The organism is Saccharomonospora piscinae (assembly GCF_005862235.1).
Taxonomy (GTDB): domain Bacteria; phylum Actinomycetota; class Actinomycetes; order Mycobacteriales; family Pseudonocardiaceae; genus Saccharomonospora; species Saccharomonospora piscinae.
In genome coordinates this window covers 923,379-936,578 of the sequence record NZ_VCEK01000002.1, presented here as the reverse complement: position 1 = coordinate 936,578, position 13,200 = coordinate 923,379, and the positions used below count along the sequence as shown (strand labels likewise).

At 70.3% G+C, this 13,200-nt stretch carries 14 protein-coding genes and 2 tRNA genes; 9 read left to right on the top strand and 7 right to left on the bottom strand.

What is annotated here, in order from left to right; all coding sequences use genetic code 11:
* The first annotated feature begins 111 nt into the window (after positions 1-111).
* The 4 genes from FFT09_RS10215 (at position 112) to FFT09_RS10200 (ending at position 3,680) form a co-directional block, all read left to right on the top strand.
* Positions 112-1,344 carry a pyridoxal phosphate-dependent aminotransferase gene (locus tag FFT09_RS10215; protein WP_024876369.1) on the top strand — a complete coding sequence of 411 codons (1,233 nt, stop codon included), beginning with the start codon at positions 112-114 and terminating at the stop codon, positions 1,342-1,344.
* Between the two features lie 125 nt (positions 1,345-1,469).
* Entirely contained in the window at positions 1,470-1,820 is a 351-nt protein-coding gene (locus tag FFT09_RS10210) for a GntR family transcriptional regulator (RefSeq protein ID WP_024876370.1), read from the top strand.
* Positions 1,817-2,800: a DUF1648 domain-containing protein gene (locus FFT09_RS10205; protein ID WP_138382501.1), complete on the top strand. Its 984-nt coding sequence runs from the start codon at positions 1,817-1,819 to the stop codon at positions 2,798-2,800. The genes FFT09_RS10210 and FFT09_RS10205 overlap by 4 nt, the downstream gene beginning before the upstream one ends.
* A gap of 13 nt (positions 2,801-2,813) precedes the next feature.
* On the top strand, positions 2,814-3,680 hold the full coding sequence (locus FFT09_RS10200; protein ID WP_244231293.1) for an SGNH/GDSL hydrolase family protein: 867 nt from the start codon (positions 2,814-2,816) through the stop codon (positions 3,678-3,680).
* Positions 3,681-3,699: 19 nt separating this feature from the next.
* Here FFT09_RS10200 and FFT09_RS10195 read toward each other — a convergent pair whose 3' ends face one another.
* The 7 genes from FFT09_RS10195 to FFT09_RS10165 form a co-directional block, all read right to left on the bottom strand.
* Entirely contained in the window at positions 3,700-4,122 is a 423-nt protein-coding gene (locus FFT09_RS10195; RefSeq protein ID WP_081193253.1) for a MaoC family dehydratase, read from the bottom strand.
* Complete coding sequence (locus tag FFT09_RS10190) at positions 4,119-4,562, bottom strand: MaoC family dehydratase N-terminal domain-containing protein (protein WP_024876374.1); 444 nt, start codon at positions 4,560-4,562, stop codon at positions 4,119-4,121. The genes FFT09_RS10195 and FFT09_RS10190 overlap by 4 nt, the downstream gene beginning before the upstream one ends.
* 104 nt (positions 4,563-4,666) lie before the next feature.
* Positions 4,667-5,761 (bottom strand): S1 family peptidase, encoded by a 1,095-nt coding sequence (locus FFT09_RS10185; RefSeq protein WP_138382500.1) that lies wholly within the window; start codon positions 5,759-5,761, stop codon positions 4,667-4,669.
* Positions 5,762-5,949: 188 nt separating this feature from the next.
* On the bottom strand, positions 5,950-6,114 hold the full coding sequence (gene rpmG, locus FFT09_RS10180) for a 50S ribosomal protein L33 (protein WP_024876376.1): 165 nt from the start codon (positions 6,112-6,114) through the stop codon (positions 5,950-5,952).
* A gap of 31 nt (positions 6,115-6,145) precedes the next feature.
* Positions 6,146-6,218: transfer RNA gene (locus tag FFT09_RS10175), tRNA-Met, on the bottom strand.
* 14 nt (positions 6,219-6,232) lie between these two features.
* Positions 6,233-6,305, bottom strand: a tRNA-Thr gene (locus tag FFT09_RS10170).
* A 75-nt stretch (positions 6,306-6,380) separates the two neighbouring features.
* Positions 6,381-9,041, bottom strand: a complete 2,661-nt coding sequence (locus tag FFT09_RS10165) for a putative bifunctional diguanylate cyclase/phosphodiesterase (protein WP_081193249.1) — start codon at positions 9,039-9,041, stop codon at positions 6,381-6,383.
* Between the two features lie 377 nt (positions 9,042-9,418).
* On the opposite strand from FFT09_RS10165, the gene FFT09_RS10160 reads away from it, so the two are divergent.
* From FFT09_RS10160 to FFT09_RS10140, 5 genes are all read left to right on the top strand, one after another.
* Positions 9,419-9,661 (top strand): DUF2630 family protein, encoded by a 243-nt coding sequence (locus FFT09_RS10160; protein ID WP_024876378.1) that lies wholly within the window; start codon positions 9,419-9,421, stop codon positions 9,659-9,661.
* Between the two features lie 146 nt (positions 9,662-9,807).
* The gene (gene ctaD, locus FFT09_RS10155; protein ID WP_081193247.1) at positions 9,808-11,574 is read left to right on the top strand and encodes an aa3-type cytochrome oxidase subunit I; all 1,767 of its coding nucleotides are present in this window, start codon (positions 9,808-9,810) and stop codon (positions 11,572-11,574) included.
* Positions 11,575-11,600: 26 nt separating this feature from the next.
* Positions 11,601-12,077: a DUF309 domain-containing protein gene (locus tag FFT09_RS10150; RefSeq protein ID WP_138382499.1), complete on the top strand. Its 477-nt coding sequence runs from the start codon at positions 11,601-11,603 to the stop codon at positions 12,075-12,077.
* A 40-nt stretch (positions 12,078-12,117) separates the two neighbouring features.
* Entirely contained in the window at positions 12,118-12,909 is a 792-nt protein-coding gene (locus tag FFT09_RS10145) for a hypothetical protein (protein WP_138382498.1), read from the top strand.
* Entirely contained in the window at positions 12,906-13,172 is a 267-nt protein-coding gene (locus FFT09_RS10140; RefSeq protein WP_138382497.1) for a hypothetical protein, read from the top strand. The genes FFT09_RS10145 and FFT09_RS10140 overlap by 4 nt, the downstream gene beginning before the upstream one ends.
* Positions 13,173-13,200 lie beyond the last annotated feature (28 nt).

The window sequence follows — 13,200 nt, the reverse complement described above, 5'->3', positions numbered from 1 at the left end:
ACGCCCTACTCCGGCGTTTCGCCGATCCGGAATCCGGTGCCGACCTGGCCCCCCGGCGTGGTTCGGGAGGGCTACTGCCAGGCACGACGGGCCGCGTGAAAAAATGTCGGCATGGCCACATCCGACAGTACCGCCGCCAGCTCCCGCCCCCGCGTGTCCGCCCGGATCGCGGGCATCACGCCCTCCGCGACGCTCGCCGTCGACGCGAAGGCGAAGGCCCTCAAGGCCGAAGGGCGACCGGTGATCGGCTTCGGCGCGGGCCAGCCCGACTTCCCGACGCCGGACCACGTCGTCGAGGCCGCCGCGGCGGCGGTACACGACCGGAGCAACCACGGCTACACGGCCGCGGCCGGGCTTCCCGAGCTCCGTGAGGCGATCGCGGCCAAGACGCTGCGCGACTCCGGCTTCCAGTGTGCCGCCTCGCAGGTGCTCGTGACCAACGGCGGAAAGCAGGCCGTCTACTCGGCGTTCGCCACGCTGCTGGACCCGGGCGACGAGGTGCTGCTGCTGGCGCCGTACTGGACGACGTATCCCGAGTCGATCACTCTCGCGGGTGGGGTTCCGGTCCAGGTCACGGCCGACGAGTCCACCGGTTACCGGGTGACGGTGGACCAGCTGGAGGCCGCGCGCACCGAGCGCACCAAGGTGCTGCTGTTCAACTCGCCCTCCAACCCCACCGGAGCCGTGTACCCGCGTGAGCAGGTCGAGGCCATCGGCCGGTGGGCCGCCGAACACGACATCTGGGTCATCACGGACGAGATCTACGAGCACCTGGTCTACGACGACGTGAAGGCCGAGTCGCTGCCCGCGGTGGTGCCGGAGATGGCCGACCGGACTCTGATCCTCAACGGCGTCGCCAAGACCTACTCCATGACCGGCTGGCGCGTGGGCTGGATCGTGGGCCCGCAGGACGTGATCAAGGCGGCGGCCAGCTTCCAGTCGCACCTGTGCGGCAACGTCGCGAACATCTCCCAGCGGGCCGCGCTCGCCGCGGTCGCGGGCCCGCTCGACGTGGTCCACGAGATGCGCGAGGCGTTCGACGCGCGCCGTCGCAGGATCGTGTCGCTGCTCTCGGAGATCCCGGGTGTGGAGTGCCCGACTCCGGAGGGCGCGTTCTACGCCTACCCCTCGGTCAAGGCCGTGCTCGGCAAGGAGATCCGCGGACAGCGGCCGAAGGACACGGTGGAGCTGGCCGACCTGATCCTGCGGGAGGCCGAGGTGGCCGTGGTGCCCGGTGAGGCGTTCGGCACTCCGGGCTACTTCCGCTTCTCCTACGCACTGGCGGAGAAGGACCTGGTCGAGGGCGTGACCCGCGTGGCCGACCTCCTGGCGGAGGCCCGCTGACCTCGGTCGAGGCGGACGACACCCGAACCCAAGAACCCAGAGCCCCCGTGCGCCCCGAGGCCACGGGGGCTTCGTCGTGCGCAGCGCCTGGTTTAAGTTTTCATTGTTCTAGTACAGTTAGAACTATGCTGATCCGCATCGACCCGTCGTCGACGGTGCCGCTGTACGAACAGGTAACCGCCTCGGTCCGGCGCGCGCTGGCCGAACAGCGGCTCGCTCCCGGCGACCACCTGCCGCCCGCGCGTCAGCTGGCGGCGTCACTGGAGATCAACGTGCATACGGTCCTGCGCGCCTACGCACAGCTCAGAGACGAAGGGCTGATCGACCTCCGCCGCAGGCGCGGCGCCGTGGTCACGGGAGAGGCCGACGGACATGCGCGACTGGCCACGATGGCGAAGGACATCGTCGCTGAGGCCCGTCGCACCGGTGTGGATGCGGAGGAACTGGTGGGGATCGTCAGGAGGGCCTACTCATGAAAGCTGCCTACGTACGCGTGGTCACGGCCACGTTCGTCGTCCCGGCCGCGTTCGTCGCGGCGGTGCTCGTTCTGCGCTCGATGTGGGCGCCCCGACTGCCCGAGGTGGTGGCGACCCACTGGGGCGGTTCGGGCGATCCGGACGATGCGACCGATCTCGCCGCCCTGACCGGCTGGGCGACCGGGATCACTCTCGCGCTCGCCGCCGTGGCCGCCGTGGGCGCCGTGGCACTGCTTCGCACGGGCCGCGGCTCGCACCGCGCGTTCTCCGGGCTCGCGGCGGGCATCGCGGTGGTGCCCGCCGCGGGACTGCTGGGCTCCGTGGTCGCGGCGCTCGACACGAGCTCGTGGGAGCAGGCCGGGGGCCCGATGCTGGTCGTTCCGCTGCTGCTGGGGTCCTGCCTGCTCGCCGGGGTGATCGCCGGGCTTCTCGCCCCCGCCGTGGCACCGAGGCGGGCCGACAGCGAGATCGGCACGGAGAGCGTCGGCCTGGCCCCCGGTGAGCGGGCCGTCTGGGTCGGCGAGGCCACCAACGGCGGACTCGCGCTGCTGTGTGTGCTCGGTACGACCGCGATCACGGCCGTCGCGATCCTGCTGAGTGGCGCTCCGGCACCGTGGCTGGTGTACCTGGTGCCGACCGGCGTGGGGTTGCTCGCGGCACTGGGCATCTGCCGGGTCGCGGTCCGGGTGGACGCCTCGGCGGTCACCATCCGCATGGGCGTGCTCGGCTACCCGCACCGCACCATCCCGCTGTCGGAGGTCACGTCCGCGACGACGGAGCAGCTCTCGGTGTTCGGAACCGGTGGGCTGGGCGTCCGGTTGAACCCGTCGGGCGATGTGTCGTTCAAGTGCCGTGCCGGCGAGGCGCTCGTGCTGACCCTGCGGTCGAACCGGCGGGTGTACGCCACCGTCGACCACCCCGCCGACGCGGCGGGCCTCGTCAACGACCTGCTTCGGCAGGACGTGAGCCGCGAAGGCTGATACAACTCGACAGGTGCGCCCACGAGCGATCCTGCCCGCGGTCGCCGCCCTGGCGCTGGTCTCGGCCTGCGCGGGCGGCGACCCGATACGAGCGGACAACGATCCGGACGGGCAGGGCGCCGAGCCCGTCCGGTACGTCGCGCTGGGCGACTCGTACACGTCGGCGCCCGGCGCGGGCCGCGCTGTGGGAACACCGCCGGGCTGCGCCAGGTCCGACAACAACTACCCCCGGCTGGTGGCGACCGAGCTGGCCGCCGAGGACTTCACCGACGCCAGTTGCGGCGGGGCGACCACCGAGCACCTGACGGCGCCGCAGGAGACCGCCGAGGGCACCAACCCGCCGCAGCTCACAGCGGTGACGTCGCGAACCACGCTGGTGACCGTGGGCATCGGCGGCAACGACCTCGGACTCGTCGAGCTCGCCACCCAGTGCGCCGAGCTCGCCGGTGAGGGCGGTTCCTGCGGTGAGGGCGCCGAGGTCGGCGACCGCATCGGTGACCTCGTGTCACCCGTGGCGTCGGTGGTGGAACAGATCTCGGCCGAGGCACCCGCCGCGCAGGTGCTGGTCGTGGGATATCCGAGCATCCTGCCCGCCGACCCCGCACGCTGCGCCGGGACACTCCCCCACGATCCCGCCGACCTCGCGGCCCTGCACGAGGGTCTCGATCTGCTGAACCGGGTGCTGGAGGAGCAGGCCAACGCGCACGGCGCCCGGTTCGTCGACACGGCCGGACCCACCCGCGGCCACCACGTGTGCACGCCCGAGGGCGAGCGGTGGGTCGAGGGGCTCGACTCGACGACCGGCGCGGCCCCGCTACACCCGACGGCGCGGGGACAGCGTGCCATGGCCGACGCCGTGCTGAACGCCGTCCGGAACTGAGCCTAAGCTGCTGAAGCGGTTACGGACGCACGACGGCCTGCGCCTTGCCCAGCACCGTCCTGCCGTCGAACCGGGCCGTGATGTCGACGCGCGCCGTGCCGTCGTCGCGGATCTCGGCGACCTTGCCGGTGAACTCGACGAGAGCGCCGGTGTCGTCGTCGGGCACGACCACCGGCCGGGTGAATCGGGCGCCGTACTCGACGAGCCTGCCGGGATCACCCAGCCAGTCGGTGACGAGCCTGCCCCCGAGGGCCATGGTGAGCATGCCGTGGGCGATGACGCCGGGCAGGCCGACCTCGTGGGCGAACCGCTCGTTCCAGTGAATCGGGTTGAAGTCGAGGGAGGCGCCCGCGTAGCGCACGAGCTGCTCGCGCGTCACACGCACGGACAGCGGCGGCACCTCGTCGCCCACGGTCAGCGCGGGAGTGGTCGGCACGCTCATTCCCCCCTCACCACGAGCTGGGCCCTGGTGGTACACACCGGCTCCCCCGCCGTGGTCTCGACGTCGGCGCGCATGACGAGGAAGTCGTTGCCCGCCCGGGCGAAGACCTCGTCGATGTGCGTGGTGAGCCGCAGCTCGTCACCCGCCCTGACCGGGCGGTGGTGGGTGAATCGCTGGTCGCCGTGAACCATCCGCGAGTAGTCGAGTCCGAGTTCGGGGTCCGCGACGATCGAGTTGATCGAGGCGAGGTTGACGACGGTGAGAAACGTCGGTGGCGCGATCACGTCGGGGTGGCCCGCCGCCTTCGCGGCCTCCGGGTCGCGGTAGAGCGGGTTGTCGTCGCCGATGGCGTCGGCGAACTCAGCGATCTTGGCCCGGCTGACCTCGTACGTGGTGGTGGGCGGGTAGCTGCGCCCGGCGAAACTCGGATCCAGTGGCACGCCCGGCAGAGTACCGGCCGCGCGGGTGTGCCGCCGCGAAGGCCACCTTCGCCGCGTCTCGCGCAGTGAAGGTGGCCTTCGCGGCACAACCCGGGACCGGAGCGTCAGTTCAGCGTGACGCCGTAGGCGCTCAGCGCCTCGGTCAGCGGCTGGAAGAAGGAGCTGCCGCCGCCCATGCCGGAGGTGATGCCGAGGCCGGTGCTGCCGGCGAACAGCGCACCGCCCGAGTCACCCGAGTTGACCGAGGCCGACGTCTGCACCAGCTGGTACACCGCACCCTGCGGGTAGTTGACGGTCACGTTCGTGGCCTGAACGGTGCCGCAGGTCAGACCCGTGGTGCTACCGCTCTTGCAGATCGACTGGCCGACGTAGGCGTTCGCGGCCGAGTTGATCGCCTGGGCCGAGCCGTTGTACAGGCTCACCGCGCCGGGCGCACTGCCGGTGTCGTTGCGGATGAGGCCGTAGTCGTTGCCGGGGAAGCTGGCGCCGACGGACGGGCCGACGTTCCACTGCGACACCGCGCCGGTGCAGTGACCCGCGTCGACGATGTAGTTCTGGCCGCCCGAGTTCGCGTTGAAGCCCGCCGAGCAGCGGCTCCCGCCACCGGTGATGGCCTCGCCGCCGTAGATCGCCGCGTCGAAGCCGCCCGCGACCTGCTCGACACGGACCGCGTCACCCAGCCGGTCCGCCGCAGCCCTCAGGTCGGCCACCTCGGCGGCAGGGGCGTCGCTGCCGACCGTCACGACCAGCTGGTTGCTCGTCGGATCGGTGGCGACGCTGGTGTCCGCCACCGAGGGCAACGCGTCACGCGCGGCCTCCAGATCGGCGGTCGAGTGCTCAACGACCCGCGTCACCACACCGGCCTGGGCCGTGCGCGCCTGGCTCGCGGCCACCTCGCTCACGACGTTCACGACCGGCGCGCCGGAGGCGTCCAGATACCCGCCCGCCGCGCGGTCACCGAGCTTGGCCAGCGCCGCATCCAGGGCACGCACGCTGTCGTCCTGAGTGTCCAGGATTCTCGACGCGGCCGTGTCGGTGATGCCGCGCTCGGCACCGAGCGCGGACACCGCCTCGGACTGGACGTCGGCCGAATAGCCCTCGATCTCCGGCCCCGACGTCGCCCCGGCCACCGGTGCCACCGCACCGAACGCCAGCGCACACGCGCCCGCGGCGACGGTCGCCCTCATCAGCTTCCTCATGTCGTCCTCACTTCCGCAGGGTTGGAAATGGGTCCACGACAGAGTGAATCTGGATGGTGAAAAACGGTAGGACCGTTCGTTGGGTTTTTTCCAACGTGCCGTGTACTACACTGCGGGGGGCCACACACGACGAAGCCGCCCCCGGCATGGCCAGGGGCGGCTTCGTCGAATTCAGGGGGCGGCGCGTCTCAGCGCGTCTCCTTGTGCACCCGGTGCGTCCCGCAGTTCGGGCAGAACTTCTTCATCTCCAGGCGATCCGGGTTGTTCCTACGGTTCTTCCTGGTGATGTAGTTGCGGTGCTTGCACTCCTCGCACGCCATCGTGATCTTGGGTCGTACGTCGGTGGCAGCCACAACGGCTCCTTACTCTCTCATAGAAACAGCGTAGCGGTGGCCGGACTTGAACCGGCGACACAGCGATTATGAGCCGCTTGCTCTACCGACTGAGCTACACCGCCTCGTACATACGTCGAGCCCCTTTACGGAATCGAACCGTAGACCTTCTCCTTACCATGGAGACGCTCTGCCGACTGAGCTAAAGGGGCCTGCCTCACTGGGCTGAAGACAAGAGTACAGCACCTCCTCACCCGGCCGGAGCCGGGGGTCCACTCCCTAAAACCTCAGGTCAGCAGGGTCAGCACAGCTTCTGAGGTGCGATCGAGTGACCGCACCGTCCTCGCCTGCAACCACGCTTCCAGCCGGTCCTCCGCCAACGGCCGGGAGATCAGGTAGCCCTGCGCCACATCGCAGCCCATCGCCTCCAGCTGATCCCGCGCCAGGTCCTCCTCGACACCCTCGGCCACCACCGTGAGCCCCAGCGAGTGCCCGAGTTCCACGATCGAGCGCACCACGGCGAGATCGCCAAGGTCGGTGCCCATCCCGAACACGAAGCTCTTGTCGATCTTCACCTGATCGACCGGCAGTTGCCGCAGGTAGGCCAGCGACGAGTACCCCGTTCCGAAGTCGTCGACCGCCAGCTCGATCCCCAGCGCACTGAGTCCCCGCAGGATCGGCAACGCCCGCTCGGGGTCCTGCATCACGCCGGACTCGGTCAGCTCCAGCGTCAGCAGTTCACCGGGCACGCCGAACCGCTCCAGCGACTCCGCCACCCGCGAGGGGAAGTCCGCGTCGGCGAGATTGCGCACCGACAGGTTCACCGCCACGGAGATGCGCAGCCCCTCGTCGAGCCAGCGCCGCACCCGGTCCAACGCGGTGTCCAGCACGAACGAGGTGAGCACACCCACCAGCCCGGCCGCCTCGACCGCGGGCACGAACTCGTCGGGATCGACCCTGCCGAACTCGGGATGCTGCCACCGCACGAGTGCCTCGACGCCGAGCACCTGCTTGCCGGGCAGCGCCACCTTGGGCTGGTAGTGGACGGTGACCTGCCCCTCCTCGATGGCCTGGCGGAACTGGGTCACCATCTGGAACCGGCGCAGGAAGATCTGCCCCATGCTCGGCACGTACGCCTTGACCTCCTCGCCGCCGCGCGTGGCCCGCACCGCCATGTCGGCGCGTTGCAGCAGGCTGTCGACGTCGACGCGTTCGGCGTTCTCCCCGGCGCTGGTGGCGACGTAACCGACGACGGCGTTGGCCTCCACCGTGAGGCGGTCCACCGGGTAGGGCGCGGCGATATGCGCGCGCAACCGCTGGGCGACCTCCTGCGCGCGCCGGGCGTCGCCGTCGGTGAGCAGCACCGCGAACGACGCGCCCTCCAGCCTGGCCAGCGGCACGGCCGGGCCGAGGCTGTCGCGCATGCGCCTTCCCGCGGCCATCAACATGCGGTCGGCCCAGGTGTAGCCGAGGGCATCGCTGACCGTGGAGAACACGTCGAGGTCCACGCGCAGCACCACGGAGTGCTCCGCCTCGCGCAACGGCTCGGCGGCGACCTGCCGGAAGCCGGGCCGGTTCAGCAGCCCCGTGAGGGGATCGTGGTACGCGTCGTGGCGCAGTGTGGCGAGCAGCCTGCGGTTGTCGAGCGCGGTCGCGAGATGACTCGCCATCGTGCCGAGCAGTTGCACGTCGTACTTGCCGAAGCCACGCCACCGCGACAACCGGTCATGGGCCTCCACGATGCCGAGTAGCTGGTTGGCGCTGCGCAGCGGCACGGCCAGCGCCTCGCTGGCGCCGCGATCCAGCAGTGCCGACCTGATCTGGGGGTTGGCCTCGGTGGCTCGCAGGTGCCGGACGTGGGAGCCGGGCAGCCGCAGCAGCGGGTCGTCGGAACCGGGTTCCGGCGTCGGTGTCGCGGGCTCGTCACCCACCACGACGGTGCGCATGGGCTCGTCCGGCTCCAGGCGCAGGCGCAGCACGATGCGGGCCGCCGCGAGCTGGTCGCGGATACGTTCGGCGATGGTGGACCACTCGTCGAGATCGACGTCGTCGGCGATGTCGTCGACCTTGCCCGCAGGCCGGGCCGCGGCCTGCTGGCCGGAGCGGGCGACCATGAGGCTGACGTCGGTCAGCGCCTCCATGTCGCGCTGCTCGCGCAGCAGGTCGGAGTACGCCCAGTAGAGAGCGGCGAGCCCCAGGCTGACGGCCAGCACGATCGGCCACGCCTCGGGCGTCTTCGAGATGACGAGATAGCCGGTGAGGCCGACGGAGGCGTTGACGAAGCCGACCACGAGGATGCGGCCCGCGAGCCGGACGACGGTGCCCACCCGCATCCGCCTGCGCAGCACCCGCACGGCCGCCATGGCCAGCAGGGTGCTGGCGAGCGGCGCGGTCAGCGTCCCGGCGAGCGCGGCGAGCCACGGCATGTACTCGGGGCTGCCGAGCGCCTGCCGCACCACGCCGGCGACCGCGAACGCGCTGGTGACCTCCAGCAGGAACGCACCCGCGTTGTAGAGGACGCGGCCGGTGACCTTGCGCGCGAGCAGCGTGGCGACGCCCGCGATGACGTGCGCGGCGAGCACGACCTCGAACGGTGCGACGAGCAGGCCGATGACCAGCGGGATCTCGGTGAAGGAGATGGTCCAGGAGATGCCGCTGCGGACGTCCACGTTGACACCGAGCTGCTCCGCGCCGAGGAAGGCCACGGCGAGCAGCGGGCCGATCCACCACAGATGCGAGGAGCCGTCGAAAGGCAGCCACACCGAGACCGCGCCCGCCGCGGCGAGGCCGAGGGTGAGCACCGCCATCGTGTAGATCCGGAACCGGCGCTCGTCCGCGCGCGCCTCGGCCGAGGGCTGGGTGTCCTCGGGCGGCGTGGGGGCGGCTCTCGGTATGTCGTCCCCCGTCGCCGTACCGGCACCGGCGGAGTCGCCGTATGCGTCCGGCATGCAACCTCCTTGCGTACGCGCAGGCACCGATCTGGCCCCGACCCACGAACGACGGGTCACTTTACCCCCGGAGGGCGTATCAGGACCGCTTATCGCGGCTATGAGATCAGCGCTGTGTTAACAAACGTCACCGCACGCGACCTCAGGACAGCGAGGCGGGTGAATCGCACGGTCCCGCCCTTGTTGCATATGGTAGCCGACCCACACTCCGGAGTAGTGATCTATACCACATTCCCCCGGTGAATTGCCGGGGGCCGACTACGCGAAGTGCGAACACGGCTACGCGGACTGCGGACACGGCTACGCAGGCTGCGGACACGGTGTCGGGAGTTTGGCCGGTTCACCAACGGGCACCACGGAGGGTGGAAGGAGCAGCCATGACGCGAGACGACACCCTGGCCCGGATCGACGACCTCATCGCCGAGGAGAAGGAGCTGCGGGCGCGCGCCACCGGCACCGGACTCGACGATGACGGTCGGCGGCGGCTCACTCTGGTGCAGCAGCGACTCGACCAGTGCTGGGATCTGCTGCGCAGGCGGCGGGCCAACGCCGAGTTCGGTGCCGACCCTGATCAGGTGACACCCCGGCCGATCAGCGAGGTCGAGTCGTACCAGCAGTGACCAGCGACAACGCGGTCGCGAGCGGCGCCGATCGCCGACATGCGCGGCCGGTGGGGGCGGTCTAGCGTAAGTCGTGACCGCCCGGGTCAGCTCGACGTAGCCGAGCGGTGCTCGGGTTCGCACCGTGGCCAGCGGAGGTGCTTACCGTGGACACGCAGGTCGGCTTGCGCCCGACCCGAATCCAGCAACCGGCCCCCTCCCCCCGGAAGCGGGGGCAGACCGCGCTGAACCTGCTGCGTACCACCGATCACAAGGTGATCGGCTCGATGTACCTGGTCACCTCGATGGTCTTCTTCATGATCGGCGGGGTGATGGCGCTGGTCATCCGCGCCGAGCTGGCGCAGCCGGGCCTGCATTTCCTGTCCACCGAGCAGTACAACCAGATGTTCACCCTGCACGGCACGCTGATGCTGCTGCTGTACGCGACGCCGGTGCTGTTCGCGTTCGCCAACCTCGTGCTGCCGCTGCAGATCGGGTCGCCCGACGTGGCGTTTCCCCGGCTCAACGCGTTCTCGTACTGGCTGTTCCTGTTCGGCGGTCTGATCGTGCTCGGCTCGCTGCTGACTCCGGCGGGCGGCGCCGACTTCGGGTGGACGGCGTACACGCCGCTGTCGCGCTCCGTGTACTCCCCCGGCATCGGCGGCGATCTGTGGGTGTTCGGGCTGGTGGTCTCCGGGCTCGGAACCATCCTGGGCGCCGTCAACATGATCACCACCATCGCGTGCCTGCGGGCGCCGGGCATGACGATGTGGCGAATGCCGATCTTCACGTGGAACATCCTGTTCACCAGCATCCTCGTGATCATCGCGTTCCCGATCCTCACGGCCGCGCTGATGGGCCTGGCCGCCGACCGGCTCGTCGGCGCGCACGTCTTCGACCCCGCCAACGGCGGCGCGATCCTCTACCAGCACATGTTCTGGTTCTTCGGGCATCCCGAGGTCTACATCGTGGCGCTGCCGTTCTTCGGGATCATCACCGAGATCATCCCGGTGTTCAGCCGGAAACCGCTGTTCGGCTACCGGTTGATGGTGTTCGCGACGCTGGCCATCACCGGTCTGTCATTCGTGGTGTGGGCCCACCACATGTACGCCACCGGCGCGGTGCTGCTGCCGTTCTTCGCGATGACGACCTTCCTCATCGCCGTGCCCACGGGGATCAAGTTCTTCAACTGGATCGGCACCATGTGGAAGGGCCAGCTCACGTTCGAGACGCCGATGCTGTTCTCGATCGGCTTTTTGATCACGTTCCTGCTGGGTGGGCTGACGGGCGTGATCCTCGCGGCGCCGCCGCTGGACTGGCACGTCCACGACTCGTACTTCGTGGTGGCGCACTTCCACTACGTGCTGTTCGGAACCATCGTGTTCGCCACCTTCGCGGGAATCTACTTCTGGTTCCCGAAGTTCACCGGCCGGATGATGAACGAGCCGCTGGGCAAGCTGCACTTCTGGCTCACGTTCGTCGGCTTCCACACCGCGTTTCTCGTGCAGCACTGGCTGGGCGGCGAGGGGATGCCCCGCCGCTACGCCGACTACCTGCCCACCGACGGGTTCACCACGCTGCACGTGGTGTCGTCGATCGGCGCGTTCGTGCTGGGCCTGTCGATGTTGCCGTTCCTGTGGAACGTGGTCCGCAGCTACCGGTTCGGCGACCCGGTGACGGTGGACGACCCTTGGGGCTACGGCAACTCGCTGGAGTGGGCCACGAGCTGCCCGCCCCCGCGGCACAACTTCACCGAGCTGCCCCGCATCCGCTCCGAGCGCCCGGCGTTCGAGCTGCACTACCCGCACATGACCGAACGGATGCAGGCCGAGGGGCACATCAGCTTCACGGGTAAGGCGAAGCCGGTGGAGGAGTCTACGGTGACGCCGCCGGAGGTGAAGGCTTCCGAAGCCACGAAGGGCGAGACCGGCTGAGCCCGGCACCGTGCGACACTCGGCGGGTGGCCGAACGCGACCGAGACGACGAGGGACGCGCCCGCAACGCCAGGCCGAGGGACGGTCTCGGCAGGCCCCTGCCGTACGGCGCGGAGGGCGTGCCCCGGCAGCCCGAAGGCGTGCCGCGCACCGTGGACGAGACGCTGCGGGAGGCCCAGCGGCTGCTCGACGAGGGAAAACCGTTCCACGCGCACGAGGTGTTCGAGGACGCGTGGAAGTCGGGACCTGACGAGGAACGGGAACTGTGGCGCGGCCTGGCGCAACTGGCCGTCGGCCTGACCCACGCGGCGCGGGGCAACCGCAACGGGGCCGCGTCGCTGCTGCACCGGGGCGCGGAGAACCTGGCACCGTTCGCCGACCGGCCGCCGCACGGTATCGCGGTGCCCGCGTTGTGTGAGTGGGCGACGACGCTGGCCGAGAGCGTGCCCCGGCATGAGCGGCCGCCCGACCCCGCCGCACTCGCGCCCCGGCTCACACCGTGAGAGAGGCCGTGTAGGCGGGTTTCAGCGGGTACTCATCAGCGTGAGCGAGTGGAACGAGAGCGACGAGCCGCGCGAGCCCGAGCCCGCCGAGACGACGACCGGGGCGGGTGAGGAGACGGCACCGGACGTGCTGCTCGACGTGCCGAACCTCTCCGTGGAGGAGATCGACCTGGAGGTCGAGAACCTGCGGGCGCGCGTCTCCGTCCAGGCCGAGGTCCTGGAGCTGGTGAAATTGCACGTGGGCGCCGACGTGGACCTGGGCAGGGTGTCGCTGCGGATCACCGGCGTGCAGGCGGAGGCACTGCTCAAGGTGCGGCTCGACCGCGTCGCGCAGATCATCGAGCGGGTGCTCACCACCATCGACCGCAATCCCGACATCCTCGAACACGTGGTGAAAGCCGCGGAACCCGTGCTGCGGGAGGCCGGTGGCGCCGTCGGCGAGCTCAGCGCGGGAGGCCGCCGTGCGGTGGAGGACGTCGGGCGCGGCGCGGGCGACGCGGTCGGTGAGGTGGGCCGTGGCGCGGGCGGCGCGGTCGAGGACGTCGGGCGTGGTGCGGGCGAGGCGGCCGGGAGCGCGGGCGAAGCCGTGGAGGACGTCGCCGCCGGTGCGCGGCGGATCGCCGGGACCGCGAGTGGTGCGGTCGACGACCTGGCCGGGTCGGAAGACAGCGCGGACGACGAGGACGGCGATGACGGCGAGACCGAGGAGGCCGACGAGTCGGAGCAGGAGTCGGAACCCGAGCCGGAACGCGCACCGCGCCGGACGCGCGGCACCGAGCGGGAACCCCGGAGGCGATCGCGCCCCCCACGCCGCAGGCCGGGGCCGACGTGAGCGAGGACCCGGATATCGCGTTCACCACCCGCGTGACGGCCCGGCGGCTGCGCTGGCACGAGGACCCGGACACGTCGGTGTCGTTCCACGGCTCCCCCGGCCACCGCAGCGAGTCCCGAAGCGAGCGCGACAACCTGCCGGAGCGGGTGCGGGCCGGGCAGACCTACCGCGACGTCACGGTGGACTACCACCTGTGGTGTGCGCTGGCGGATCAGTCGGATCTTGAGAACGGCGATCAGGACGGGCCACACCCCGACCGGTGAATCGCACTGCCGTGTTCGCCTCTGGCGA

Excerpts from the sequence above, each read along its gene's own strand:
- FFT09_RS10210 (WP_024876370.1), top strand. The coding sequence starts at position 1,470 with ATGCTGATCCGCATCGACCCGTCGTCGACGGTGCCGCTGTACGAACAG.
- FFT09_RS10160 (WP_024876378.1), top strand. The coding sequence starts at position 9,419 with ATGACGCGAGACGACACCCTGGCCCGGATCGACGACCTCATCGCCGAG.
- FFT09_RS10195 (WP_081193253.1), bottom strand. The coding sequence starts at position 4,122 with ATGAGCGTGCCGACCACTCCCGCGCTGACCGTGGGCGACGAGGTGCCG.
- FFT09_RS10185 (WP_138382500.1), bottom strand. The coding sequence starts at position 5,761 with ATGAGGAAGCTGATGAGGGCGACCGTCGCCGCGGGCGCGTGTGCGCTG.
- FFT09_RS10165 (WP_081193249.1), bottom strand. The coding sequence starts at position 9,041 with ATGCCGGACGCATACGGCGACTCCGCCGGTGCCGGTACGGCGACGGGG.
- FFT09_RS10215 (WP_024876369.1), top strand. The coding sequence starts at position 112 with ATGGCCACATCCGACAGTACCGCCGCCAGCTCCCGCCCCCGCGTGTCC.
- FFT09_RS10205 (WP_138382501.1), top strand. The coding sequence starts at position 1,817 with ATGAAAGCTGCCTACGTACGCGTGGTCACGGCCACGTTCGTCGTCCCG.